At 36.1% G+C, this 26,317-nt stretch carries 23 protein-coding genes; 12 read left to right on the forward strand and 11 right to left on the reverse strand.

The window, feature by feature from the left end; translation table 11 throughout:
* The first annotated feature begins 146 nt into the window (after positions 1-146).
* Positions 147-1,391 carry a DUF4886 domain-containing protein gene (locus AWV75_RS00095; protein WP_060872449.1) on the forward strand — a complete coding sequence of 415 codons (1,245 nt, stop codon included), beginning with the start codon at positions 147-149 and terminating at the stop codon, positions 1,389-1,391.
* A 184-nt stretch (positions 1,392-1,575) separates the two neighbouring features.
* Here the strand turns inward: AWV75_RS00095 and AWV75_RS00100 are convergent, their stop codons facing one another.
* Entirely contained in the window at positions 1,576-2,784 is a 1,209-nt protein-coding gene (locus AWV75_RS00100; RefSeq protein ID WP_060872450.1) for a CynX/NimT family MFS transporter, read from the reverse strand.
* An 88-nt stretch (positions 2,785-2,872) separates the two neighbouring features.
* On the opposite strand from AWV75_RS00100, the gene AWV75_RS00105 reads away from it, so the two are divergent.
* Entirely contained in the window at positions 2,873-3,652 is a 780-nt protein-coding gene (locus AWV75_RS00105) for an AraC family transcriptional regulator (RefSeq protein ID WP_060872451.1), read from the forward strand.
* A 47-nt stretch (positions 3,653-3,699) separates the two neighbouring features.
* Here the strand turns inward: AWV75_RS00105 and AWV75_RS00110 are convergent, their stop codons facing one another.
* Positions 3,700-5,733, reverse strand: coding sequence for a dipeptidyl-peptidase 3 family protein (locus tag AWV75_RS00110; protein ID WP_060872452.1), 2,034 nt, complete (start codon positions 5,731-5,733; stop codon positions 3,700-3,702).
* A gap of 97 nt (positions 5,734-5,830) precedes the next feature.
* Positions 5,831-6,394 (reverse strand): DUF1572 family protein, encoded by a 564-nt coding sequence (locus AWV75_RS00115; RefSeq protein WP_060872453.1) that lies wholly within the window; start codon positions 6,392-6,394, stop codon positions 5,831-5,833.
* Between the two features lie 358 nt (positions 6,395-6,752).
* Here AWV75_RS00115 and AWV75_RS00120 point away from each other — a divergent pair, with 358 nt between their 5' ends.
* Both AWV75_RS00120 and AWV75_RS00130 read left to right on the forward strand, forming a co-directional pair.
* On the forward strand, positions 6,753-7,241 hold the full coding sequence (locus tag AWV75_RS00120; RefSeq protein WP_060872454.1) for a GNAT family N-acetyltransferase: 489 nt from the start codon (positions 6,753-6,755) through the stop codon (positions 7,239-7,241).
* An 851-nt stretch (positions 7,242-8,092) separates the two neighbouring features.
* Positions 8,093-9,268, forward strand: a complete 1,176-nt coding sequence (locus AWV75_RS00130) for an MFS transporter (protein ID WP_060872456.1) — start codon at positions 8,093-8,095, stop codon at positions 9,266-9,268.
* Between the two features lie 124 nt (positions 9,269-9,392).
* On the opposite strand, the gene AWV75_RS00135 is transcribed toward AWV75_RS00130, so the two are convergent.
* Entirely contained in the window at positions 9,393-10,166 is a 774-nt protein-coding gene (locus AWV75_RS00135; RefSeq protein ID WP_060872457.1) for an AraC family transcriptional regulator, read from the reverse strand.
* A gap of 88 nt (positions 10,167-10,254) precedes the next feature.
* Between AWV75_RS00135 and AWV75_RS00140 the strand changes: the two genes are divergently transcribed.
* Positions 10,255-11,391, forward strand: coding sequence for an MFS transporter (locus AWV75_RS00140; protein ID WP_060872977.1), 1,137 nt, complete (start codon positions 10,255-10,257; stop codon positions 11,389-11,391).
* Here AWV75_RS00140 and AWV75_RS00145 read toward each other — a convergent pair whose 3' ends face one another.
* From AWV75_RS00145 to AWV75_RS00170, 6 genes are all read right to left on the reverse strand, one after another.
* On the reverse strand, positions 11,392-12,426 hold the full coding sequence (locus tag AWV75_RS00145) for an endonuclease/exonuclease/phosphatase family protein (RefSeq protein ID WP_060872458.1): 1,035 nt from the start codon (positions 12,424-12,426) through the stop codon (positions 11,392-11,394).
* A 2-nt stretch (positions 12,427-12,428) separates the two neighbouring features.
* Complete coding sequence (locus tag AWV75_RS00150; RefSeq protein WP_060872459.1) at positions 12,429-13,253, reverse strand: rhomboid family intramembrane serine protease; 825 nt, start codon at positions 13,251-13,253, stop codon at positions 12,429-12,431.
* Position 13,254: 1 nt separating this feature from the next.
* Positions 13,255-14,004, reverse strand: coding sequence for a rhomboid family intramembrane serine protease (locus AWV75_RS00155; RefSeq protein ID WP_060872460.1), 750 nt, complete (start codon positions 14,002-14,004; stop codon positions 13,255-13,257).
* Positions 14,004-16,127 carry a DNA mismatch repair endonuclease MutL gene (mutL, locus tag AWV75_RS00160; protein WP_060872461.1) on the reverse strand — a complete coding sequence of 708 codons (2,124 nt, stop codon included), beginning with the start codon at positions 16,125-16,127 and terminating at the stop codon, positions 14,004-14,006. Before mutL ends, AWV75_RS00155 begins: the two co-directional genes overlap by 1 nt.
* A gap of 157 nt (positions 16,128-16,284) precedes the next feature.
* A complete protein-coding gene (ribH, locus tag AWV75_RS00165; protein ID WP_060872462.1) occupies positions 16,285-16,773 on the reverse strand; it encodes a 6,7-dimethyl-8-ribityllumazine synthase in 489 nt (162 codons plus the stop codon).
* A gap of 1 nt (position 16,774) precedes the next feature.
* The gene (locus AWV75_RS00170) at positions 16,775-17,563 is read right to left on the reverse strand and encodes a tetratricopeptide repeat protein (protein WP_060872463.1); all 789 of its coding nucleotides are present in this window, start codon (positions 17,561-17,563) and stop codon (positions 16,775-16,777) included.
* Positions 17,564-17,697: 134 nt separating this feature from the next.
* On the opposite strand from AWV75_RS00170, the gene recF reads away from it, so the two are divergent.
* The 7 genes from recF (at position 17,698) to AWV75_RS00205 (ending at position 24,983) form a co-directional block, all read left to right on the forward strand.
* On the forward strand, positions 17,698-18,780 hold the full coding sequence (gene recF, locus AWV75_RS00175; RefSeq protein WP_060872464.1) for a DNA replication/repair protein RecF: 1,083 nt from the start codon (positions 17,698-17,700) through the stop codon (positions 18,778-18,780).
* Positions 18,781-18,804: 24 nt separating this feature from the next.
* Positions 18,805-19,815, forward strand: a complete 1,011-nt coding sequence (gene murB / locus AWV75_RS00180) for a UDP-N-acetylmuramate dehydrogenase (protein ID WP_060872465.1) — start codon at positions 18,805-18,807, stop codon at positions 19,813-19,815.
* 63 nt (positions 19,816-19,878) lie between these two features.
* Entirely contained in the window at positions 19,879-20,985 is a 1,107-nt protein-coding gene (locus AWV75_RS00185) for a glycosyltransferase (RefSeq protein WP_060872466.1), read from the forward strand.
* Positions 20,982-21,557, forward strand: a complete 576-nt coding sequence (locus tag AWV75_RS00190; protein ID WP_060872467.1) for an RNA polymerase sigma factor — start codon at positions 20,982-20,984, stop codon at positions 21,555-21,557. Before AWV75_RS00185 ends, AWV75_RS00190 begins: the two co-directional genes overlap by 4 nt.
* Positions 21,558-22,097: 540 nt before the next feature.
* Positions 22,098-23,570 (forward strand): copper-containing nitrite reductase, encoded by a 1,473-nt coding sequence (gene nirK / locus AWV75_RS00195; protein ID WP_060872468.1) that lies wholly within the window; start codon positions 22,098-22,100, stop codon positions 23,568-23,570.
* Position 23,571: 1 nt separating this feature from the next.
* Entirely contained in the window at positions 23,572-24,351 is a 780-nt protein-coding gene (locus AWV75_RS00200; protein WP_060872469.1) for a formylglycine-generating enzyme family protein, read from the forward strand.
* An 11-nt stretch (positions 24,352-24,362) separates the two neighbouring features.
* Entirely contained in the window at positions 24,363-24,983 is a 621-nt protein-coding gene (locus AWV75_RS00205; protein WP_060872978.1) for an SCO family protein, read from the forward strand.
* A 72-nt stretch (positions 24,984-25,055) separates the two neighbouring features.
* Here the strand turns inward: AWV75_RS00205 and AWV75_RS00210 are convergent, their stop codons facing one another.
* The gene (locus tag AWV75_RS00210; protein WP_060872470.1) at positions 25,056-26,192 is read right to left on the reverse strand and encodes an MFS transporter; all 1,137 of its coding nucleotides are present in this window, start codon (positions 26,190-26,192) and stop codon (positions 25,056-25,058) included.
* Between the last annotated feature and the right edge of the window lie 125 nt (positions 26,193-26,317).

Genomic DNA, 26,317 nt, shown 5'->3' on the forward strand with positions numbered 1-26,317 from the left:
ACATTTAACAGATACTACGGGGTTCTTGCCATCAATTCTCCTATAATAAAATAATTACCTTACAAATTGCCCTCATTTAATTTAACACAGCCTACTGTTGTTAACATTTTTTTAATACTTTTAATCCACCAAAATAACTGCAAATTATGAAACATTTTTACCTCCTTTCCTGTTTCCTATTGACTGTAATCATGTCCTACAGTCAGGTACGAAAATCGGTTTACTTTCTTGGCAATAGTTATACCTACTATAACGATTTACCGAGTTTAATACAAAAAACGGCACAGTCTGTTGGAGATGTCCTAGAGTACGAATCTACCACTGGTGGAGGTCTTTCTTTACAAGATCATCTCTATAACCCAGCAGTAACTGCAAAAATAAATAGTAAAGCTTGGGACTACGTGGTTTTACAGGACCAAAGTCAACGTCCTGCCTTAGATGATAGCTATACTTTTCCCTATGCAGCTGTCCTAAATGATCGCATTAAAAATTCTTCTCCTTGTGCTAAAACCTTGTTTTACATGACTTGGGGATACAAAACAGGAGATGAACGCAATTGCAATGCTGGTTTAACTTATATGTGTACGTATGAAGGCATGGATGACAAAATTTACGATTCCTATATGCGTTTAGCTCTTGAAAATCAGGCGCATGTTTCGCCGGTAGGAAAAGTATGGAGAAAAATACGTCAACAATACCCTGCTTATGAATTGTATAATCAAGATAAGTCACATCCATCCCCTCTAGGTTCGATGGTAGCAGCTTATACTTTTTACACCGTTATCTTCCGAAAAGACCCTACTTCCATCACCTTCAATGGATCCCTAACTTCAGAACAAGCACAAAACATCAAACGCTTGGTGAAAGAAATTGTGTACAATGATTTTGAAAAATGGTACATTGGTGTACACTACAATAAATCAGGGTTTACGTATGAAATCGTAGATGCTCCAAATGTACAGTTCAACAATACAACGCCTAATGTACAGCAAATTAGCTGGGACTTTGGTGATGGCACCACTTCAACAGAACTCAATCCACTACATCGCTACCAGCAATTAGGCGAATTCACTGTAACCTTAACCGTAACAAGTTGTAAGGAAACCTTCACTGTAAAAGACACTGTAAATATTGAAACTTTAAGTAGCACTTCTTTTGAAGAACGAAATTTTGCTATTTATCCCAACCCAACCAGTGACCATCTCTTTGTTCAGATGGAATCCGAAGCGTCTTTTACTGTTTTTGATCTAGCAGGAAAAAAGCAAACAAGTTCCGTAATCCACCAAAATGGGTTATATCAAATTGACGTTCATCATTTGCCAAAAGGAACTTATTTACTGTCTATCAAAACCTCGAAAACGCAAGAACATTTTAAATTTATAAGAAAATAATCAAGTTATTTAAGGTGAAAAAATAAATCTTTCAATTATTTTGTCTAGATTTACCCCTGTGTATAAATTAATTATTAATTCACCTTATACCTTTTTTATACCACATCTATTTATTACCAACCCATCAACTTTATAGATTAAAAAAAGGAAGCTGATTAGCTTCCTTTTTATCTATTTTTCTTCTTTATTTCACCCAGGTATCTTTTCCGGCTATAATTCCAGAAATTAAAAGCGTTGCGGACATGACTAACAAAAAGACTAAAGAATACATCCAATCTTTAGACAAGTCAAATAATGCACCAAAAATAGGAGGTCCACAAGCAGCAATCAGATAACCAAAAGATTGAGCCATTCCGGATAATTCTGCAGATTGTACTGTACTTCTAGTACGCAAGACAAAAAGCAACATCGACAAGCTAAAAGCTAAACCACTTGCTAATCCAATAAGGACACACCACAAGATGATATATTCTGTACGGAAGATTAGAATTCCGCTAATACCGACCATAAACAACACTCCAACAACAAGCGCCAACAATTTTTGATTGTTCATTTTACTCGCGATAATTGCCCCAATAAACGTCATGGGCAATTGTGCAAATTGTACATAAGACAAAATCCATCCCGAATCCTCTACAGACATCCCCCAAGTTTGCATCACTTTAGGTAGCCATGCTGCTAAACAGTAAAATAAGAGTGATTGTACTCCCATAAATACAGTAACAGCCCAAGCTAATCCTGATTTATAGAGATTCACGGTTTGTTCTTCAACTGCAAAATTCCCTTTGATTGGATCTTCTTTCTTTTTCTTGACTTGTGGAATCCACACAAAAATAGTCACCAGAGATAGAACCAACCAAATACCGATGGATCCTTTCCAACCCATTGTGGTATAAGAGCCTAAACTGATACTAAATCCCGCGGCTAAAGCAGCTGTTAAATTCATGGCTACGGAATAAATCCCCATCATGCTTCCTACTTTATGAGGAAAATTATTTTTAATAAAAGCTGGCATTAGCACATTTCCTACTGTAATAGCCGTTCCTACTAAAGCAGCACCTAAAAAAAGAGAAACAATAGTTCCTAACGGACGGATAAACAAACCAATACTCAACAGTACTAAAGAAAGTAGCAATACCACTTCCATTCCATATTTTCGAGAGAATTTAGGCACAATACCTGATAAGAAAGCAAAAGCCATCAAGGGAATAGTGGTTACTAAACCTGCTGTGGTATTAGACAAAGCTAGGGACTTACTTATCTCACCAATAACAGGCCCTACAGAAGTTAGTGGAGCACGGAGATTAGACGCAATAAATATAACCCCTAGCAGCATCAAGATTTCTTTCGTTTTTGAAACTTTTTCGATCTCTTTATCAATTGAATTACTCATATTAATGTTGTGCGTTTGTTTTACAAGGGCAAAATTAAACGGAATTAAATGATTATATTCGCCATATATCATAACTAAAACGACAAGTATGTATGGACCCGAATTAGTCGATCAAGTCAAAAAAAATGGATTTGTTTGGCATGCAGAAAATTGGAAACACAACAATGAATTCCACCAGCACCACAAAGCACAGCTTGTTTTTGTTGAATCGGGATATCAATACTTACACACCACAAACAATCAATTCTTATTGCCCCAATATCATGCTGCTTGGATTCCATCGGATCTTCCCCATAAAACCACCTCTGCATCGGAATCTGTTTCGTTGCGAACACTTTATTTTAATACCGATGGTATGCCTTCTTTTTATGATGATTTGTATTTATTTTCTGTTCCTGCTGTACTGCGAGAGATGATTATGTATACAGAAAAATGGTCGCTGAATATGGAATACCGTCAAAGTGAGCAAACCTTTTTACTTGCTATTTTAGAGGAGCTTCCTTCTTTTATCCAAGAATCTATTCCCTTAATTACGCCAGTGCCTAAATCGACCAATTTACTAGCTGTAACCGCTTATATCCATCAAGCATATAGCAAGCCAATTGCTATTGAAGATTTAGCTGCCAAAGGTTTTGTGAGTATCCGCACCTTAGAGCGTCAATTTAAAAAGGAGACTGGAATCAGTTTAGCAAAATACATTCAGATGGTCCGCATAATTAAATCGCTAGAACTCCTCAGTGAAGGAGACCTCAACATTGGTGAGATTGCCTTTCGCGTTGGGTATCGTAGTGCCCAATCATACAGCAATGTTTTCACCAAATTACTAGGCAAACGCCCGAGTGAATATTTTGAATCAAATCTGAAATAAGCATATAAAAAAAGCCAACTCAATTGAGTTGGCTTTTTTTATATGCTTTAGTTTACTGCAGGTAAGAAATTGTATTCTTTCGTGTAGTATAACATTTGCTCTTCAAAGGTTTTAGGTTGTTTAATTACGTAATCTGTAACTTCTCCTTTATCATTTGTAACAGGTACAATATAAGGGTTTACAAATCCTCTATATGGAGCTGAATTAAACTTCGCATTGCGCTCTAACACTTCTTTGTGAATCGCTTGATCTACTTTTACACCGTAGTTTTCAACCAACTGTTTTGCTGCATTGTAATCTCCTTCTGATTTGATTCGTTGCGTTTCTTTCAACAATTCACCAAACAAAGCGTGTAATTTTTCGTAATCCGTGATATTGAAATATGTTTTTCCATCGCGAACTACTTTTTCAATTACATTGTCTTTCTTTCCTTTTTCAAAAACCCATGCACTTACCCATTGGCGGTTTCTCATGTGTGCTTCTTCAATATCAGCTCCTGGCTCTAAACGCACTAATTGCGTCATTAAACCATTGCGGATATACCCATCGTAAGCAGCCATTCCTACAGCTTTCCAATCATCTACCAATCCTATTTCTTGTAATTTAGGATTGTATAAATAGAATAAACCAACTAAGTCAGCACGTCCTTCTTCTAAAGTAGAAGCATAACTTTTTAGCGTTTCTTTTGGTTGACCGATTCCTGGGTTGATTTGTCCAGAAGCATGTCCAATTACTTCGTGTAAAGCAGTATGTAACTTATCTGCTAATTCGCCATATTGTTCTTCTAGTTTCACTTCTTCCTCATCATGTGCAAACTCTTTTAGTTTACCTGATCCACCTGCATGGTTGTATGAGTCAATGATATTTCCTAAAGAGATTGATTTTGAACCATGTTCTGCTCTAATCCAATCTGCATTTGGTAAATTCACTCCAATTGGTGTAGAAGGCGATGAATCTCCAGATTCTGAAGCTACAATTACCGTTTTATACGTCACCCCTGTCACATTTTTCTTTTTGTGTTCAGGCATTAACGGAGAATTATCCTCAAACCATTGCGCTTCTTTAGATAAAACTTCCATTTTCTTAGACATATCGAAATCTTTGATCTGCACCACACTTTCATAAGAAGCTTTGTGTCCTAATGGATCGTTATATACTTCAATAAATCCATTGTTATAATCAATATTTCCATCCGTTGCTCCAACCCATGCTACATTGTAATCGTCCCATGTTTTTAAATCTCCCGTTTGGTAGTATTTGATTAATAATTTTAACGCATCTGCTTGTTTTTGATTTTCAGCAACTGTTACTGCTTTTTCTAACCAGTAAATGATTTTGTCAATCGCTTGACCATACATTCCACCGCTTTTCCAAACTTTTTCAACTAGCTTTCCGTTCTCTTTTACTACTTTCGAGTTTAACCCTGTTGAAAGTGGACGTAAAGGATCTGGGCTTTTCATTGCATTGTAAAAAGATTCTACTTCTGCTTCTGTAATTCCATCTCCATAAAAGTTTACTGCAGATCCTTCAACTAAACCTTTCGCTAAGTCTAAGTTTACTTTTTTACTGTCAACATCATTGAATAAAATAGCCACAATACCCGCATCTAATTTTGTTTTAGTTGCTTCTAACAATGTATTGAAATAAGCTTCTGTAAAAGCAGGCTTGATTTTATCATTTGAATAATGGTGGTGAATACCGTTAGAGAACCACACTCTTTTCACATAGACTACGAAGTTTTTCCAGTCTTCTGTTTCCTTATCACCTGCATAGTTTACATAAATGCTTTCTAATGCTTGACGGATTGCTAAGTTGTGCTTGTAGTTTTGATCCCAAATAATATCGCGCCCAGCATATCCTGCTTGACTCAAATAGTACACCAATTCTTTTTCTTTTAATGTCAAATCTTCCCAACCAGGAATTTGATATCTCAATACTTCAATATCAGCAAATTGATCTACACTATATTCAAAATTCTCAACTGCTCCCACCGTATGTTCTCCTTCTTTTTCTTTGTTTTTTCCACATGATAATGCCATTGCCGAAGCCAATACAATACATGCCATTGTGTTTAATTTCATAATTAATACTTTATTCGTCTTTCAACAAATATATAAAATATGGATATACCCTCCATCTTTTACCTCCGTCAAAAAACCTAATTCTATTTTTTTTCTTCTATTTTTTTAAATAATCGTCAGTAAAATGCGTGTCTGAATTTGGATTATTAAATTTTTCTTGGTTGTAATCCTTGGATTTATTGCGGGGAATAGACAAGGATTGCCAAGCTTCATTTTTGATGAGTTTTCCAATAAATACAATTTGACCAATATGATAAGGATAATGAGCCAATTGACGGTATAACGCTTCTCCAACAGTATGATCTTGGTTTCTAATTTTCACCACTGCTTCTACATTTTCTGCGGTAATCGAATCTAAAACGGTAAACAAAATGGTCCAGCTTTTATCCCAATTCGTAATTAACTCATGTCTATTGTAAACGCCTGTTGCAAATTCACCATCACGATCTCTCCATTCTTTTTCTCCATCTTCTGTGAAAAAATTTGTAAAACGAGAGGCTAAATTTCCAGTTATATGACGCATCAACATAGCAATAGAATTACTTTCTTCATTGTATTGCCAATTCAATTCTTCTTGAGAAAGAAGTAATATCGTTTTGTCGGCTAACGTACGATAGTACTCAAATTGTTTGCGAATGCCTTGTACTTCTTGTATAGTCATGCTTTATTAGGTTTTGTTCTTTCTAAATGTACTTCATTTTATAAAAATATCCATTAATTTACTCAAAAAAATGACCTCTTTTATACCAACGCCAGTCAAGTATTTTAACGCGATAATCATCCTTTTACTTTTCTTTTTTTGTTACAAATAAAAATTTGGCACAATAGTTGTATTTCTATTAGAAACTTTTTTTCATACTACTTTTGCCCTATACGCCCCCCAAATTTCGTATAGGGCATTTTTTAGACTTCATTTCATCCATACTTTCAATACTTTGTACCCTTGGTCGAAATAAAGAACAATACAAACGAATAATTTCATTTAGAAATACCGAACTTTGTAAGAAACACCCATTCAAATGAAACTACTAGAACTAGAGCGAACATTTTTTCGCCTATTAAACTCAGCAGATAAAGAGGCTTTATTTGAGATTTACTCTGATAAAGACGCTATGCAATATAGAACAACCGCTCCCTTTGAGACGTTAGAAGAAATTGACACCTACTTAGAACAAGTCGAACAAGAAAATCTAAGCGGAAAAAAATTTCGCTGTGCTATTGTACACACAGACACCAATCAATTAATGGGAACTGCTGTTTATACCCTACTTGATACAACCTCTGCAGAAATTGGTTTTTCCATTGGTCGATCGTTTTGGAAAGGAGGATATGGAACAGAAGGAACCTTGGGGTTACTTGAGCTTATTAAACAAAGAGAACCGCAGATTCAACGAATCGTAGGAATTGCTCAAACAGCTAATGAAAAATCGGTGCGCATGATGGAACGTATGAATTTCACTTTTGTCAAAGAAGAGGGAAATAAAACCCATTTTGAATATCTACTGTAGGAAAAGGATGAGGTGGTGAGGTGGTGAGGTGGTGAAATCGAAACGTAGTGAAGATTCATCGAACACCAAAAAAAATATAAAATAGGTGAGATATATTCATCAAACACCAAAGCAAATATAAAAACAGATGAGATGGTGAGGTGGTGAGATTGGTGAGGTGGTGAGATGGTGAAATCGAAACGCAGTGAAAATCGAAACGTAGTGAAGATTCATCGAACACCAAAAAAAATATAAAAACAGATGAGATGGTGAGGTGTTGAGATTGGTGAGGTGGTAAGGTGGTGAAATCGAAACGCAATGAAAATCGAAACGCAATGAAAATCGAAACGTAGTGAAGATTCATCAAACACCAAAACAAATATAAAATAGGTGAGATATATTCATCAAACACCAAAACAAATATAAAATAGGTGAGATATATTCATCGAACACCAAAAAAAATATAAAATAGGTGAGATAGATGGTGAGATGAAAGAACAAAGAATAAACCTCACAAAAAACAACGAGCAAAAAACAAAAAAAAGAACAAAGAACAAAGAACAAAGAACAACGAGCAAAGAACATCCCTCACAAAGCATCAACTGTAAACCAAAAAAGAATAAACCTCACAAAAAACAAAGAGCAAAAAACAAAGAACAAAAAAAAAGAACAACCCTCACAAAGCATCAACTGTAAACCAAAAAAGAATAAACCTCACAAAAAACAAAGAGCAAAAAACAAAGAGCAAAAAACAAAGAACAAAAAACAAAGAACAACGAGCAAAGAACACCCCTCACAAAGCATCAACTGTAAACCAAAATAATTGCTCATCCCGATTTATTCGAATAAATTTGCAGCAATTGAATTCAACTATGTCTTTACTCTCCCGCTCCGTGCACCCCATATACAACCTACAATTCCTGTTGGTTTGTTTAAGTTCTTTATTATTTTCTGCTAGTTTTAATATGCTAATTCCTGAATTACCTGATTATTTATCGAGTTTAGGTGGAGCAGAATACAAAGGATTAATTATTGGTTTGTTTACGATTACAGCTGGAATTTCAAGGCCCTTCAGCGGAAAATTGACGGATAAAATTGGTCGAGTCCCCATTATGGCTATTGGATCAATTGTTTGTTTCATTTGTAGCTTGCTTTATCCGATTTTAACAACTGTTTCTGGTTTCTTATTTTTGCGATTACTGCACGGTTTTTCAACGGGATTTAAGCCTACAGCGACTGCAGCGTATGTTGCTGATATTGTTCCAAAAGAACGCTGGGGCGAAGCCTTGGGGTTACATGGCATTTGTTTCAGTACAGGTATGGCTATCGGTCCAGCTATTGGAAGTACCATCAAGATTTATACTTCAATGAACTTCTTGTTTTATACTTCTGCTTTATTTGCGCTCTTATCCATCCTTATCTTACTCAACATGAAGGAGACATTAAAGGTCAAAGAGAAATTTTCTTTTTCCCTCTTTAAAATTTCCCGTCAAGATTTATTTGATTTCAATGTTTTACCAGCCGCTTTGGTGACCTTTCTGTCTTATATTGCGTATGGAGTTATTCTAACATTAATTCCAGACTGGACAGGACATTTAGGATTGGAGAACAAAGGAATCTTCTTTATGATTTTCACCATATCGTCCTTGTTGGTTCGCTTCTTTGCGGGGAAAGTATCTGATCGCTATGGGCGCGTACTAATCATTACTATCGGATTGGTTTTACTGCTTATATCTTTACTTATCATTGCTTTCTTTCAAACGGTGAATGGTTTGTATTTAGGCGCTTTTATGTATGGTATTGCCTTGGGAGTTTTATCTCCTGCGTTAAATGCTTGGACCATTGATTTCAGTACACCTGATCAAAGAGGAAGAGCTGTTTCTACCATGTATATCGCCTTAGAAGCAGGAATCGGTGGTGGTGCCTTTGCTGCAGGTTGGTACTACAAAGATCATCTTGAGCACATCCCAACCATTATGTATATCAGTTCGGCGATCATTCTGCTGAGTTTATTCTATATGTTTTCTAGAAAATTCAAAACAAACTAACGGGGGGTTTGCTTTTTTGTTGGTTGCTTTTTTGTGGGGTTTGTTTAGAACACATTTACAACGAGCAAAAAAACAAAATAGCGAAATAGCGAAAGAACAAAAAAGCATCTAGCAAAAAAACAACCTACAAAAAATACTTCGCGGGTGTTGTACCTGTATGATTTTTAAAGAACTCAATAAAAGCACTATTGGAAGAGAATTCCAATTGATAGCTAACTTCTGAAATACTAGTATTTTCTGCTAGGAGCTCTATCGCCCGATAAACACGCCATTGCTGACGCCAAGCTTGATAAGTCATATTGGTTTCTCGTTTGAATATGCGCGTAATAGTCTTCTCACTCGCTCCTACATATTGTGCAAATTCATGTAAAAAAGGAGGCATTTTTTTTTCTAACATAAAGGACATCATGTATGCTTGCAAACGATAATCTGAAGGAATATCCAACGCATACGATTCTTCTTTTGCTTCCCGAAATTCATCCCAAAACACTGCTAAAACATGTTGTTGTTTTTGCGTAGGTTCTCCCTCCCACTCCCACCAGCAAATACGTTCAATTATCTGTGCTAATAAAGGAGACACCACTCGTACTTGCAGCGCGATAGGCTCTAGTTTAAGCTTGCGTATATCCAAGTAAATCGAACGGTAGGTTACGACATTGCGAAAGGTAACACGATGTTCTAATCCTGCAGGAATATAAAGCAATTTTTGAGGAGGTAAAATAACCTGATGGTTACGCGTCAATAACGTCATACAACCACTTGGAGCATAGAGAATTTGCGCGTGTTCTAGATGTTGGTGAAATCCCGAATCATGTTGAACCAAATCGGAAGCTAAACCAATTACTTCTTGGTCGATTTGCCCTAAATTCAACTCTTGTTCTTTATTCAAATACGCCATTTGTCCGATTTTTGGTATTTTTTGCTTTTATACTGTTATAAAGATAATGGAAATTCATCAGAATTTTGCACGACAAATAACAATAGAAATGAAAACAAACGTACAACTGAGTTTTATGGTGCTCTTAATGATGTTTCCGCAATTTGTTGAAACCATTTATAGTCCAGCATTACCCTCTATTGCTCAATATTATCAAGTAACAGATACACAAGCATTACTTACCATCAGCACTTATTTTATTGCTTTTGCATTGGGTGTAATTTGGTGGGGGATTCAAAGTGATTACATCGGAAGAAGAAAGGCGATGATTTGGGGCTTAACTACCTATATGATTGCTTCTTTATTGGCTTTACTGGCTCCAACTTTCGAACTGGTATTGGCTGCGCGTATTCTCGCTGCCTTTGGTATTGCTGTCGGATCTGTGATTACCCAAACCATGATGCGCGATGTATATACAGGTGTAGAGCTGAGTAAGGTATTTTCAATTATGGGTATTGCGTTATCCATCAGTCCGGTTATTGGATTATTATTAGGAGGAATAACCGTTTCTACTTTTGGGCATGTTGGCGTTTTTGCTCTACTTGCTCTACTCGCCCTATTTTTGGTTATCAAAGCCTATTATCAATTGCCTGAAACCAAACAAACACAAGATAAAATTACGGTTCAAACGGTTCTTCAACTCGCCAAACAAATGTACACCGATCGAGATATTTGGCGTTATGCTTTGTTAGTGATGAGCTACAATGTCTTGCTCTTTAGCTACTATTCGTTTGCTCCTTTTATCTTTGAGTCTAATGGATATGATGCTTCCGTTTATGGCTATAGTGGTATTGTATTAGCTCTAGGATCATTTGTGGGAAGTTACTGTACTAAGATTTGCATCAGCAAGGGGATTTCTAGCAATAGACTAATTCTTGCCTCCGCAGCATTAGCTTTAGTGAGTGCCCTATGTGTTTGCCTCTTGCTTCATTCAATGTGGTTTTTGCTTCCTGTTTCATTGGTTGTAGTTGCATTTGGTATCGCAATTCCCACTATTTTAAGTCAGGCCTTAATATCCTACAAAACAGCCATTGGATCAGCAGGAGCTTTATTTGGTTTACTATATTATATCTTGATTGGTATAGGGTTATACAGCAGTAGTTTACTCCACCACTTTGGATGGGTATTGGTCTTATTTTCGAGTATTGCTTTTATTCTAGCCTTAACTATGACCCAAAAACGATAGTTATCGCTCGTTTAAAGCTAAACGCGTAACAATCGGAAAGTGATCAGAATTTTTAAAATCACTATAGGTTTTAAAGGACTTCACTTGAATACTTGGATCAACAAAAACGTAATCAATACGCATCGGATAATACGGAAAATCATAACTTTTTCCAAATCCACTTCCTGCCTCAATAAAGGCATCCTTTAAATCTCCCTTAATATTACTATACACATACGAAAAGGCGCTATTATTCATATCACCGCAAATTACCTTGCGGTGTGTGGCGTCTTTCATATGAGACTGAATCAACTCAGACTGCATTTGCTGCTCCTTGAAAGCACTAGCAATGCGTTTGAAAATGCGTTTTGATTTTTCCTCATCTAACTTTTCATGTATATCGGGACTAATACTTACCGATTGCAAGTGAATGCTGTATACGCGAATTGTATCTGCTTGTATCAATACATCAGCAAAAATGACGTTATTATTGGAATTAGGAAGATTAATTTCTCCTTTATCAATGATTCGATGTTTAGAATAAATGGCTTGTCCTGTTTTAATTTTATCTCCATGAGAAACCACATATTTATAGGGATATTGTTTAAAGTTTAATCCTGCACTTTTAGAATACTCTTGCAGACACAAAATATCGGGGTCTTGTAGATCGACAAATTCCTTAATTTTTTGCGGAACAAATTCATCGGGAATCCACTTAAACAAGTTAAACAAGCGAACATTATACGTCATCAATACAATATCATGTTGTTCCGTAGCTTCTTCTTTTCCTGTTATTTTATAGAACTTCGTAATAAAGGTAAAGCCGAGTAATAGAATCACCACAGATAATATAACCTGTTTTTTTACTTGAATGGCCCAATACAATAAGAAGAAGAAATTCAACAACAAAAGAGAAGGTAGAATCAGCGTAAAAACAGATAGTAGAGGAAACAACTTGGGTGCTAAAAAAGGCAATACATAGCCCAATAATGTTCCTATTGCAACGAGAACATTAAAGAAAAATATAACTCTATTAAACCAAGATAGTTTCTTCATATTTACTTATTTCCTTGACGAAAAAGAAAATCCTTTTCTTCTTTACTCAAACTTTCATATCCTGACCTACTGATCTTATCCAAAATGGCATCTATTTCCTTTTGTGCGGTCGCTTCCTTAGTAACGTTTTTCTCTACTGTTTTATTGACATAAACCTTTTTAAATGTTGATTTACTTTTTGCAGTGCGTTTCATCGGTTTAGCTAAATCCGTGCCTCTTTTTAGCAAGAAGATATAACCAAAGCCTACTAGGGCGCCACCAAGATGGGCTAAATGCCCCCCAACGTTGCTCGAAGACAGTTGAAACAAATCAATAAGGATAATAAACCCCGCAATATAAATCATTTTTATACGTCCTAAAAGTGCCAAACGCACTTCCATTTGTGGAGCAAAACTAGCCACAGCAATAAGTGGAGCCATAACCGCGGCTGAGGCTCCGACAAGTCCAGCCCCCATCGCGAAGAAAAAAGCACTCAAATAATATATGATACTTCCTCCCAATGCCCCTACCAAGTAAACAAATAAAAATTGTCTAGTCGTAAAAAACGTAAAGAATAGATTGCTGACAAAGAACAGCATGATCATATTCAAGAGCAAATGCCAAATGGTTGCATGTACAAAAGAATAGGAAATAAATGTCCAAAAGCGTCCCAGTGATGCAACTCCGTCTGCTACAAAAGCAAGATAAGGGAATACGCTGTGGTACACACTGGAAGAAACAACAGAGAGTCCGTATAACAAGATAAAGACAACAATATTGAGGATGATCAGTAGTTGTACTTTATCCCCCAATTTAATGTTTCGTTTTAAATCCTCTAATCCTTTCATTTTACAAATCCCAACGATTTTGTTTGAACTGGTTTTGTTTCCAGTACCTCACCAATAAGAAGCCTGTTAATGCACCACCTACGTGAGCAAAATGGGCAATTCCAGTTCCACCTCCAAAAATACTGAATCCGCCTGTTAATCCACCGATTAAGTCAATGGCTAAGATTCCAGGTACAAAGTATTTCGCTTTGATTGGCACAGGAATAAACATCATCATCAATTCCGCATTAGGAAACATATAAGCAAACGCAACTAGAAAGCCATAAACAGCTCCAGAAGCCCCTACTACAGGATTGTTGAATGCAGAAAACATCGATTCTACATTAGAAGGTCCAATTATAGAATTCCAGTGAACTATATATTGTCCACTAGGTAACATCGCATAAATATCTGCTTTGTTATAACCAGCTGCTACTAGTTGATTGACATTGGATACTACTGTATAATAATTCACTCCCATGTGTAATAAAGCAGCTCCTAAACCAGACAATAAGAACAAGACATACAATCGCTTCGTTCCAAAAATCATTTCTAATGTACTTCCAAAAGAAAACAACGCAAACATATTGAAAAAGATATGCATATACCCACCATGCATAAACATATAAGTCAGCGGTTGCCAAAATTGAAATTTGGCATTTTCAAAATAGTACATCGCTAAATAATCATAGGTAGCAGGTACAAACTGGCTCCCTATAAAAAATAGGATATTTATAATCAATAACTGTTTTACTCCTTCTGATATTCTCATTACAGTATAAATTTTCGTTCAATATCTTCTACTTTCATGGTAATAAAAGTAGGTTTCATAAATGGTGAGATGTTGGGTTCTTTACAGCCGAATAAAGAATTCACAATATCTTCTTGTTCTGTTTCATTTAAAATCGTTCCTGATTTTACGGACAAACTTTGTGCCAGTGTTTTAGCAATGCGTTCCGTTTGAATATAGTTCGTTTCAGGAATTCCTTCTTGGAAGCTCATAATCAAATCGTCTAACACAATTTGCGCTTCACTTTCGGCTACATTTACTGGTAATCCAGATAAAATTACATGATCCTCACCCATATCTTCAAAATCAAAGCCCATTTGTTTGAGTGAATGTCGAATTTCCTTCAACAAGACCACTTCATATGGAGCATAATATAAGGTTAAGGGAAAGAGTAGCTGTTGAGAAACGGCATTGGATTTGGCAATATTTCCAATGAACTTCTCATAGAGAATTCGCTGGTGTGCTCGTCCTTGATTGATGATCACCATCCCAGATTTAATTGGGCTGACAATATATTTTCGCTGAATCTGAAACGTACGAGAGGCCAAGGTGGTTTCTGTACTTTCATCAAATAAACTCCCAGTAACCTCTTCTTCTTCGAATGTCAAGCCACTAATATCAATATCACTTCCTTTGCCTTTCAATCCCTCAAAAACTTCTTGCCAAGCCCCTACTTCCGTAGCTGAAGACTTTTTAATTTCTGTTTTATTGGATTTACTAGCAAAGAAAACAGCTTCATCTGCTTTTCTCCCTTCTTGTTTAAACGAAGAAAAATCAATCGTTGATTTAGCCGTAGTCAATTTACTTTCGAATACCTCCGCTTGCTCTTCTTCATCTGGTGCTATCGGTTCTTCAGCTTCCTCTTTGCGCAAAAAGGAACTCTCTTCAAAAGGATTGAATCCCCTTGCTACAAAATCCGAAGGTAGACCATTTGTTGTACTTGCGGGCGTTTGTTTGAAGGGATTAAAAATCTCTTCTTCAGGGTTTAGCAATTCATTGCTAAATGGATTATAATGTGTGTCGATTTCAATCAAAGGGGTTTCTGCCTCTCTATCTTTAAACTCATAAGGAACATCTAGTCCTTCATCTCGATGAAAATCGAGCACAGGAGCCACGTTAAACTGCCCCAAGCTATGTTTAATTGCAGAGCGCAAAATACTATACAGCGCTTGTTCATCATCAAACTTAATTTCCGTTTTTGTCGGATGTATGTTGATATCAATGGAACTAGGAGGTACAGACAAATAAATAAAATAAGTTGGCTGTGTGCCATCCTTTAACAATCCCTCATAAGCAGCTAAAACAGCATGATGCAAATATCCACTTCGGATAAAGCGATCATTGACAAAAAAGAATTGTTCTCCTCGACTTTTTTTTGCAAATTCAGGTTTCCCGATGAATCCGCGAATCGTTACAATTTCAGTAATTTCTTCAATTGGAACTAACTTTTCATTCGTTCTCGTTCCAAATACATTAACGATGCGTTGACGCAAATTCGAGCTCGGTAAGTTGAATACTTCACTGCCATTGTGGATCATCGTAAAACCAATCCCCGGATGTACCAAGGTAATGCGTTCAAATTCATCCACAATATTGCGAAATTCAACATTATCTGATTTTAAGAAATTTCTACGAGCAGGAATATTAAAGAATAGATTTTTCACGGAGAACACCGTTCCTGGAGGTGTTACTGCCACTTCTTGTGACATGACTTTAGACCCCTCAATCACGAGGTGTGTTCCTAATTCACTATGATGCAAACACGTTTTTAAGTCTACATGTGCAATAGCAGCGATGGAAGCTAATGCTTCTCCTCTAAATCCTTTTGTACTTAAGGCGAATAAATCTTCTGCTTTGGATATTTTAGATGTAGCATGGCGTTCAAAAGCCATTCTAGCATCCGTTTCATTCATTCCCTTTCCATTATCAATTACCTGAATCAACGTTTTTCCTGCTTCTTTTAGCACCAACTTGATTTCCGTTGCCCCCGCATCCACCGCATTTTCTATCAATTCCTTCACAACAGAAGCTGGTCGTTGAACCACTTCTCCTGCGGCAATTTGATTGGCTACGTGATCTGGTAATAATCGAATAATATTAGACATTTAAAAAAGGAAGTTTTTTTTTTGATTAAAACGTTGAACTCTATCCATACAAATTTAATTAAATAAATAGGGGAATTACTTCCTTAACTATTTTTTCACTTTTCAACTTCGTATGATAAAAAAAAGCCTGCTTTTACACAGGCTTATCTTTTTTCTTTTATAGATTATTTAAAGCAATCATTTTCAAGGCAGTGACCGCGGCCTCAACCCCTTTATTTCCCATATCACCTCCGCTTCGAGCGAGTGACTGTTCTATTGTGTTATCTGTAAGTACACAAAAAATCACAGGGATATCTGCTATTAAATTTAAATCTTTAATTCCGTGTGTAACACCTTCACAAACAAATTCAAAATGCATGGTTTCTCCTTTGATTACGCAGCCAATTACGAGAACTGCATCTAAGTCTTCAAACCGTTCTATCATTCGTTTTGCACCAAAAACCAATTCAAAGCTTCCTGGTACATCCCAACGAATTAATCCTTCTTCTTGTAAACCACAATCTAAAAGTGTTCTTTTGGCACCCTCAAATAATCCTTCTGTAATCGTATCATTCCAATTTGAAACGACGATTCCCACTTTCATATTTGTTGCCGAAGGTAATGTTGTTTTATCGTAAGCCGATAAGTTTTTATTCGCTGTTGCCATATTATTGAGCAAGACCGATTAAAGACTCTACTAACGTTGCTTCTGCAGCCGTTGAATAGTTATTCTTAACCTCGTTAAACATTTTTAAAGCTTCTGCTTTTTTCCCTTCTTCTAAAGCAGCAAGTCCTGCTTTATATAAAAATCTAGGTGTAGTGAAGCTATTTTTATTGTGATCTGCTGCTTTTTTATAGTAATCAAATGCATCTGCATGTTGCCCTAATTCAGAGAAAGCATCTCCAATAGCACCTAATGCTGAAGCACCAATAACTGCTTCTGATCCTAATTTATATTGTTCTAATTGCTCAATTGCTTTTTTAAACTCCCCTTGGTTTAGGTAAGTCGTTCCTGCATAATAATGTGCTAAATTAGCAGATGCAGTACCTTTATAGTTATCGATGATTCCTAAAAATCCTAATTTACCTTCTCCACCATTCAAGGCTAAGTTAAATAAATTTTGTCTTTCTGCCTCATTAGTGAAAGCGTCATTGTAGTAAGATTGTGCCTGAAACATCTCATTTGCTGCTTCTTCGTTTTTAGGCTCAACTACAAACTTATTATATCCAACATAACCAATAGTCACTAAAGCAATGGCTCCAACGATACCAAAAATTGCTTTTTGATTTCTCGCTACCCAACCTTCCATTTTATTTGCTCCTTGATCTAAGGAATTAAATACCTCTGCCGTAGTACTCTTAGAAGTATCAACTGAACCATACTGATCAAATTCGTTATCTACCGTTTCGTCTTCCGGTTTTGGAGCTTTATAACCTCTTTTATTATAAGTTGCCATGTATAAAAAGTTTAATGAAAGGCAAAAATATGATTTTTATTGTAATATAAAAGTGCTTACTATTAATATTTTTGATAATTTGCAACCAAATTAGATAATACTATCACTCACTCGTTAAAAACACCTATATTCTCGTGTATTTAAAAAAATTAGATCTTCTCAATTTCAAAAATATTGAAGATAAATCTTTTGAATTTAACGCTAAAATCAACTGTTTTATTGGATTAAATGGCGTTGGTAAGACCAATATATTAGATGCAATCTATTATATTGCCTATGGACGTAGTTATTTTAATCCTATTGCTGTTCAGAATATCAAACATGGGGCTGATTTCTTTGTTATCGACGGTCTGTTTGAAAAAAATGAGCAGCGTGAACACATTTTATGTAGCTTAAAGAAAGGACAAAAAAAAATACTCAAACGCAACAACAAAAACTACGAGCGTTTTTCAGATCACTTTGGTTTTATTCCGCTCGTTATTATCTCTCCTTCCGATAGTGATTTAATCATTGAAGGAAGTGAAACTAGACGCAAATTTTTAGATAGTGTTATTTCTCAAATGAACAGCAATTATTTACAATTGCTGATTCAACATCAAAAATTGATTACACAACGCAATGCTTTATTAAAGAGTTTTGTCAGCAACAATTACTTTGATCGAGATACACTTGAGATTTACAACGAACAAATTGAAGCAATTGCTCAACCTATATACGAAACGCGTCGTGATTTTTTGCATGAGTTCATTCCTATTTTTAACCAATACCATCAATTAATTACGGGAAATAAGGATGATGTCCATTTACTATATGAGTCGCAATTGGAACATCATAGTATGCGAGAACTTTTTGATCAACATATCCAAAAGGATCGTGCTTTGCAATATACGTCCGTAGGGATTCACAAAGATGATCTCGTTTTTTTACTCAAGGGAAGTCCAATTAAAAAATTTGGTTCGCAAGGGCAACAGAAATCTTTTTTAATTGCCCTCAAACTCGCTCAATTTGATTTTTTAAAGAAACAGCATAACATAGCGCCTATTTTGCTATTTGACGATATCTTTGACAAATTAGATGAACTACGAGTACGTCAAATTTTAGAGCTGGTTAACTTGGATACTTTTGGGCAAATGTTTATTACGGATACCCATTTAGATCGAACAGAATCACTCTTAAATTCGATTAATCAAGATTTCAAAATCTTTACCATAGAATAACAAACTGCTTTCAATTCATACGCTATGATTCAAGAAAATATTTCTTTAAAACCATACAATACCTTTGGCATTGATGTTCAAGCAAAGCGCTTTACACAAGTCAATTCGATTACAGAACTTCAACACCTGATTCAATCCTTTCCACAAGAACCTTACTTTGTGTTAAGTGGAGGAAGTAATATGTTATTAACGCATGATGTTGAACAATTGGTCATCAAGTTAAATATCAAGGGGATTGAAGTTATAAAAGAAGAGGAAGATTTTGTTTGGGTAGAAGCTCAGGCGAGTGAAGTATGGCATGATTTTGTGCAATGGACACTTGCAAAAGATTATGGAGGATTAGAAAATTTATCGTTAATTCCTGGACATGTAGGTACAACACCTGTTCAAAACATTGGCGCTTATGGCGTTGAGATTAAAGATACGATGGTAAGCTGCAAAGCTTTACACATTGAGACATTGGAAATTGTAGAATTTACCAATGCCGCTTGTCAGTTTGACTATAGAGAAAGTATCTTCAAAAAAGCAGCGAAAGATCAATATATTATCCTTTCTGTGGTTTATCGATTAACCAAGAAAAATCACGTTTTACATACCAATTATGGTGCAATTAAGGGAGAATTAGAGCAAATGGGCATCACTGCTCCAACCATTCAAGACATTAGTCAAGCGGTCATTGCTATTCGCAGTAGTAAATTACCTAATCCAGCAGAATTAGGCAATAGTGGTAGTTTTTTCAAAAATCCAATTGTATCCAAAGCATTATTTGATATCCTATTGAAAAAATATCCAACAATGCCTTCGTATGCGATTGATGAGGATCATGTTAAGATTCCTGCAGGTTGGTTAATTGAAACGAGTGGATACAAGGGCTATCGAATTGGCGATGCTGGTGTACACAGTAAACAAGCCTTAGTTTTAGTTAACTACGGTCATGCACAAGGCATCGAGTTAAAAAAATTATCCGAAACAATTCAGCATGAGGTTTTTAAGATTTTTAATATTCACTTAGAAGCTGAAGTGAATATCTTTTAGATGTATTGCACAAAAAAGCGATTATTGATACCTTTGCCTCTTGCTTAATATAGTTCACACACCATGCTAACCATCTTATTTTACATACTGATTGGTATTCTATTATTTCATGCGCTTTATTATGTTGTTTTATACAGCAATATTGCCTTTAATAGCTCCTTAAAGAGCAAATCCAACGAACAGCAACTAGCTGTTTCGGTCGTGGTGTATATCAAAGATAATGAAGCAGAACTACCTCAGTTTCTTGAGGCAATGCTTTTACAGGACTATTCTTCCTATGAACTGATCCTCATAAACAATGCTTCCGAAGATGAGAGTTTACCTCTTTTAGAACAATTTGTTGCACAACATCGTTTTGCTAAATTGGTCAATGTAGAGAATAATGAAGCCTTTTGGGGAAATAAGAAATACGCTTTAACCTTGGGAATTAAGACAACGTCCTATGACTATCTCTTATTCACAGAACCGAAAGCACTTCCTGATTCACCGCATTGGATTGCTAGTATGACGGCTCTTTTTACAACCAAAAAACAAGTTGTTATTGCACATACCTCACTGGCAAAAAAGAAAAAAAGCCTCAGCAATAAATACGAAAGATTTCAACTGTTTCTCCATACACTCCACAACTTCATTTGGACAGAATTGGGTAAACCGTTATATGGCAATAGCTTAAATCAAGCCTACAAAAAAACGCTATTCTACCAAGTGAATGGCTTCATCAAAGAGATGAAAATCAGTCAAGGGGAAGAACAAGAGTTTATTAGACAGATTGGAACAAAATCAAATACTGCCATCACCCTTGCTCCTGAAAGTATGAATACGTTGCACCAACAGACTTCGTGGAAATCGGCTTTTCAACTCCAGCGAAAAAACGATTTACTTTTTAAGCGAATTGGACTTTTCAATCAGTTAAAATTGAGATTCTACCATTTCAGTGTACTCGTATTTTATATCCTGCTTGCACTTCTCCTTATCAATTTACATCAGTGGGAAATTGTATTGGGGGTATTTGTTTTCCGATATTTTATCACTATCTTCTACTTTGCAAAACTTTTGAAGAATTTCAATGAAAAAGACTTGGTGTGGTTCATTCCATTTTTTGAATTTACTCACATACTATCGGGTCATTATTTTGCGTTTAAACACTTTATCACACGTAAGAAAATTTGAAAACAAGCTCAACAAGTCACACGATAGAAGCTGCTAAAAAAGGAGATCAAACTGCTTTTACTTCGCTATTAAATCAATATTGGTCGGAAGTCTATCATTTCATTCTCAAACAAACGGGAAATGAAACGGACGCCGAAGATATCACCATTGAAACTTTCTCGAAAGCCTTTAGTAGTATTGAGTCTTATGACAACAAATTTGCTTTTAATACTTGGTTACTAACTATTGCAAAAAATACGCATATCGACTTAATTCGCAAAAGACGAAACCTGCACTTCGTGGATATTACGGATGAAGAACAAACATACAATAATATTATTGACGACTCTGAAACCATAGAAGACGAGCTAATCCGTGAACAGAATTTACAAATCTTCAAAAACTACATCCGTCTTTTAAAACCTCATTACCAAGAAGTAATTGAATTGAGGTTTTTCCAAGAACTTTCCTATAATGAAATCGCCAGTATTCTCAATGAACCGCTGAATAATGTGAAAATCAAAATTATGCGTGCGAAAAAGTTATTGGCAGAAATTATCCTGAAACAAATCGATCAGAATTTTTCGATTTAGTTGTACCGTTGTTTTTTTGCTTCTTTGCTTTTTTGAGCACTACTCTTTTTTGCTATCCTATCTCTTGAAATTCCTTTTACCTACCCCATACACTCTGTATGTCATACTGACAAAGGAAACATCGCATCTGTTACCCAACGCTTGTTAGGAGAAAATCTATATAATAGAACGTTTTTTCTTTTGTGAAGGCGCTTTTTTGTTTTTTTGCTATCCTGTCTATCCACACCTTACCCTACACCCAGTATATCATACTGACGAAGGAAATATCACATCTGTATAATAGAATGTGCTTTCTTTTTTGAAATCGCTTTTTGCTTTTTCGAAAGATTCTCTTTTTGAAATAGCCCTCTCTTTTACGAAGGTGATAACCTTCAATGGTAGACCAATAAAGAATCACACTTTCGATTCATTGTCTATTCAAAAAAAAAAGCAAACACACACAAAACAAAAAATCCCGCTCTCAAAAAAACCTGATAAATATCAATATAAAAGACAAAAATGTCTTCTATATTTGATAGACTAAAATGAACTAACACAGTGATGATTATGGATACAAAATCACGAAATTTAAAAGGAGGGCTTGGGGCAATTGTTTTGGCTTTAGGTCTACTAAGTTTGGGTGGATGCTCTCAAAAGGAAACTAAGAACTTGGTCAAGGATGCTGATTGGGCAGAACGCGTAATTGCGCATGGAGAACGAGAGGCAGAATTAACCGCGCCTCCATTTGTACCTAAACCAGTAGGAAAAAGAGCAGCAACTAAACTAAATGTCAATTTAGAAATTCTTGAACAAGAAGGTGAAATGGTAGATGGTGTAAAATACATGTATTGGACTTTTGGCGGTACAGTACCTGGTAGTTTTATTCGTACACGCGTAGGGGATGAAGTTGAGTTTACCCTTAAAAATCACCCTGACAATAAACTACCTCACAATATTGATTTACATGCAGTAACAGGTCCAGGTGGTGGGGCAGCTTCTTCTTTGGTAGCTCCAGGACACGAAGTAACATTTTCGTTCAAAACGCTTCATCCAGGTCTTTATGTTTACCACTGCGCAACGGCTCCTGTAGGTATGCATATTGCCAATGGAATGTATGGACTTATCCTCGTAGAGCCTGAAGGTGGACTTGCTCCTGTTGATCGAGAATACTATATTATGCAAGGAGATTTTTACACTAAAGGAAATTACGGAGAAAAAGGACTACAACCTTTTGATATGAATAAAGCCATCAAAGAACAACCTGATTATGTTGTATTTAATGGACATGTTAATGGCTTGGTTAATGACAATGCCATCACTGCTAAAGTAGGTGAAACCGTACGCTTATTTGTTGGAAATGGAGGTCCTAACCTAGTTAGCTCTTTTCACGTCATTGGAGAAATTTTTGATCGCGTACAGGTAGAAGGAGGTGATTTAATCAATGAAAATGTACAAACTACCTTGATTCCAGCAGGTGGTGCTGCCATTGTAGAATTTAAAGTGAATACTCCAGGTACTTTTGTCTTAGTTGATCATTCCATCTTTAGAGCCTTTAACAAAGGAGCATTGGGAATGCTAAAAGTTGAAGGAGAAGAAAATGAAAAGGTTTTTGCTGGTAAGATTAAAGAAGGTATTTATTTACCTGAAGGAGGAACCATCCAAACCATGCCGACCGATACGAATAAAAAAGCGCCCATTGAAAATAAAACACTGGCTCAGCAAATGGCAGATGGAAAAAACGTATTCACCAGAACGTGTTTTGCTTGTCACCAATCAGAGGGCCAAGGAATTGAAGGGATCTTCCCTCCTCTTGCTAAATCTGATTATTTAAATGCGGAGGTCAACCGAGCGATAAAAACAGTGATTAATGGTTTAGAAGGAGAGATTACGGTAAATAAAATTAAATACAACTCCATCATGACTAGTCAAAATCTAAGTGATCAAGAAATTGCGGATGTATTGACTTATGTATACAATAGTTGGGGAAATAATAAAACTGTTGTAACCCCTCAAATGGTTCAAAAAAATAGATAATATGATGATTACTCATCCCCTTCACTTTTTACTTTGTTTGTTGAGCATTTTGTCCATACAGCTGGCAGATGCTCAGCAAGCAATACCCATGCAAACCATTCGCGCTGGTGTATTTATTCCACTCTATGGCAGTACGGAAGAGGGTAATGTACGGGTAGGTTCCTTTCAATTGGATCGATTTGCAGTGACTAATGCACAGTATTTGGATTTCTTAAAGTTAAATCCTTCCTATCAACGCTCACAAATCAAAGCTCTATTTGCTTCAAAGAGTTATTTATCGCATTGGAAGAGCGATTTGGATTTTGGGGATTTAAATCCGCAAGCCCCCGTAACGAATATCTCGTGGTTTGCAGCTAAGAAATACTGTGAATGCCTAGGAAAACGGCTTCCAACTTTAGACGAGTGGGAGTATGTAGCCATGTCGGATGCACAGCAACTGGATGCAAGAGAAAAAGAAGCCTACAACCAATATATCTTGGCGTGGTATGAAACACCTAAAACCTACCTCAACCCCGTTGGAAGTACACAAAAAAACTACTGGGGCGTTTACGATATGCACGGTTTAATTTGGGAATGGGTATTTGATTACAACTCTATTTTTTTATCTGGAGAAAGTCGAAAAGACAAAGGCAATGACGAGAATCTATTTTGTGGTAGTGCCTCTATCAACGCTTCCGATTTAATGGATTATGCCGCCTTTATGCGCTATGGTTTTAGAGGGAGCTTACGAGCTAATTTTACAACTAAAAACTTAGGTTTTAGATGCGCGAAAGACCTTTAAAAAATGTACTTATGAAAAAAATTTCCTTCCTATTACTCGCTTGTATCGCGTTATTGTTTTACAACTGTAACAAAGCCAGCACAGTGGAACAAGATTCCATTAGAACAACCAACACCTCAACAGAAAAAATATCTGATTTATCCATCTATAATCTTCCCTCTACCTGGACAACCCAAGAAGGAAGGACAATGGAACTCAAAGAACTTCAAGGAAATGTCTTGGTCATGGTGATGATTTACACCTCGTGCAAAGCTGCTTGTCCTAGATTGGTGGCAGATATGCGTCATATTGAGGAAAAAGTAACGGGTAAAAACAAAGAGAAAGTAAAATATGTTTTGGTGAGTATTGACCCCGAAGTGGATACGCCAGAACGATTAAAAGCATTTGCCAAGGAGAATAAAATGGATGGTAATCAATGGATTTTCCTCCGTTCTTCAGCAGATAATACACGAGAATTTGCCGCTACTCTAGCTGTTAATTACAAGAAAATATCACCTATTGATTTTTCTCACTCTAATATTATTAGTGTATTTAACACAAAAGGCGAACTAGATTATCAACAGGAAGGTCTTGGTATTGATTATGAACCGACAATTAAAGAAATTGAAAAGCAAATTGCTTTAATTCCATAAGAAGTTAATTATTAAGTTGAAAATATACTGCTCTACACTGCTATCTATACAGCAAGAGCAGTATTTCTATTTTTATTTGTTTTTCCTATAGACTAACAAGATAAAAAACAGACTTATTCCTGCAAATCCAAGCATGACTAAGGGCAAATCATGCAGTTCATAGTTTGCTATAACCTTTCCGCCTACAAAAGTTCCTAGCGCAATACCTAAATTTCCCAAAGAGGTAGAGAGACTACTACCTAATTCGAAAGGGATAGAAGTTGTCCGTTGTAAAAAAGCGGTAACCTGTAGAAAAACAGGCGTATAAAACAAACTCCAAATAACGATTAAACCAGTTACAACAAATAAATTACTCCCTGACACATAAAGCAAGATTGCTATACAAGCAGCACCTAGTACATAAAACGCATTACTAAATACAACTCCTCTAGTCAGTATTTTACCCCCAATATACATCGCTACTACCCCCACTACACCGAAAAGTAAAATCATACTACTTACCTCAAATCCGGACAATCCTTTTTCTTTGTTGAGGTAATCCGCAAAATAACTATATACGCTAAACCACATCGCAATAACAAATAAATTTACGAGCGCACTACGCAGAAAGGAAGCTTGTTTCAAAACGCGTAATGTTCCGACAGTACTCTTCTTTTCCTCTCCTGCAACAGCAGGCAAGACAAGATAGATAGCGACAAAGGCAAGGATACTAATGATCGTTTGAATCATAAAAATGGCTTGTAAGCCAACTACATTGGTCCAATAGGTAGCTAATGGTATTGTAGTAAATGAGGCAATTGTTATACCACTAAAAACGATACTCATTCTATTACTAGTTTCTTCTTTTGGGCTAGTATTTACTGCTACAGCTAATGCATTGGCTATATATACTGGTTGAAGTAACGCTGGAATCATCCGCAAGAGCATTAAAATTCCAAAAGAAGGCAAAAAAATAGAAAAGAAACTAGTACTAGCGAATAGCCCAATAGCGAATAACATCATTTTCTTTTTATCTATACGAGCGGTAAGAATAGTCATCAAAGGCCCAAACAAGGCAATAACTAATGCGAAACCACTCAATAACCAACTGGCTTGATCAATCGAAATTTGATAATAGGTTGCAATCTGCGGCAATACTCCAATTACACCAAATTCAGTTGTAATAATACTCCATAAACCCAGAGCTCCTACGTAAGCATATTTTTTCATAAAAATAATCGTTATACTTTTGTACTGACAAGGCCATTCACATATTAGTTGCCTTGTATTGATTTTGGACAAAAGTAAAACGAGAAGGATTTGGAAGCTAGCCCATCCTCTAATGTGAGTAACGA

Source organism: Myroides odoratus (assembly GCF_001549985.1).
GTDB lineage: Bacteria > Bacteroidota > Bacteroidia > Flavobacteriales > Flavobacteriaceae > Flavobacterium > Flavobacterium odoratum_A.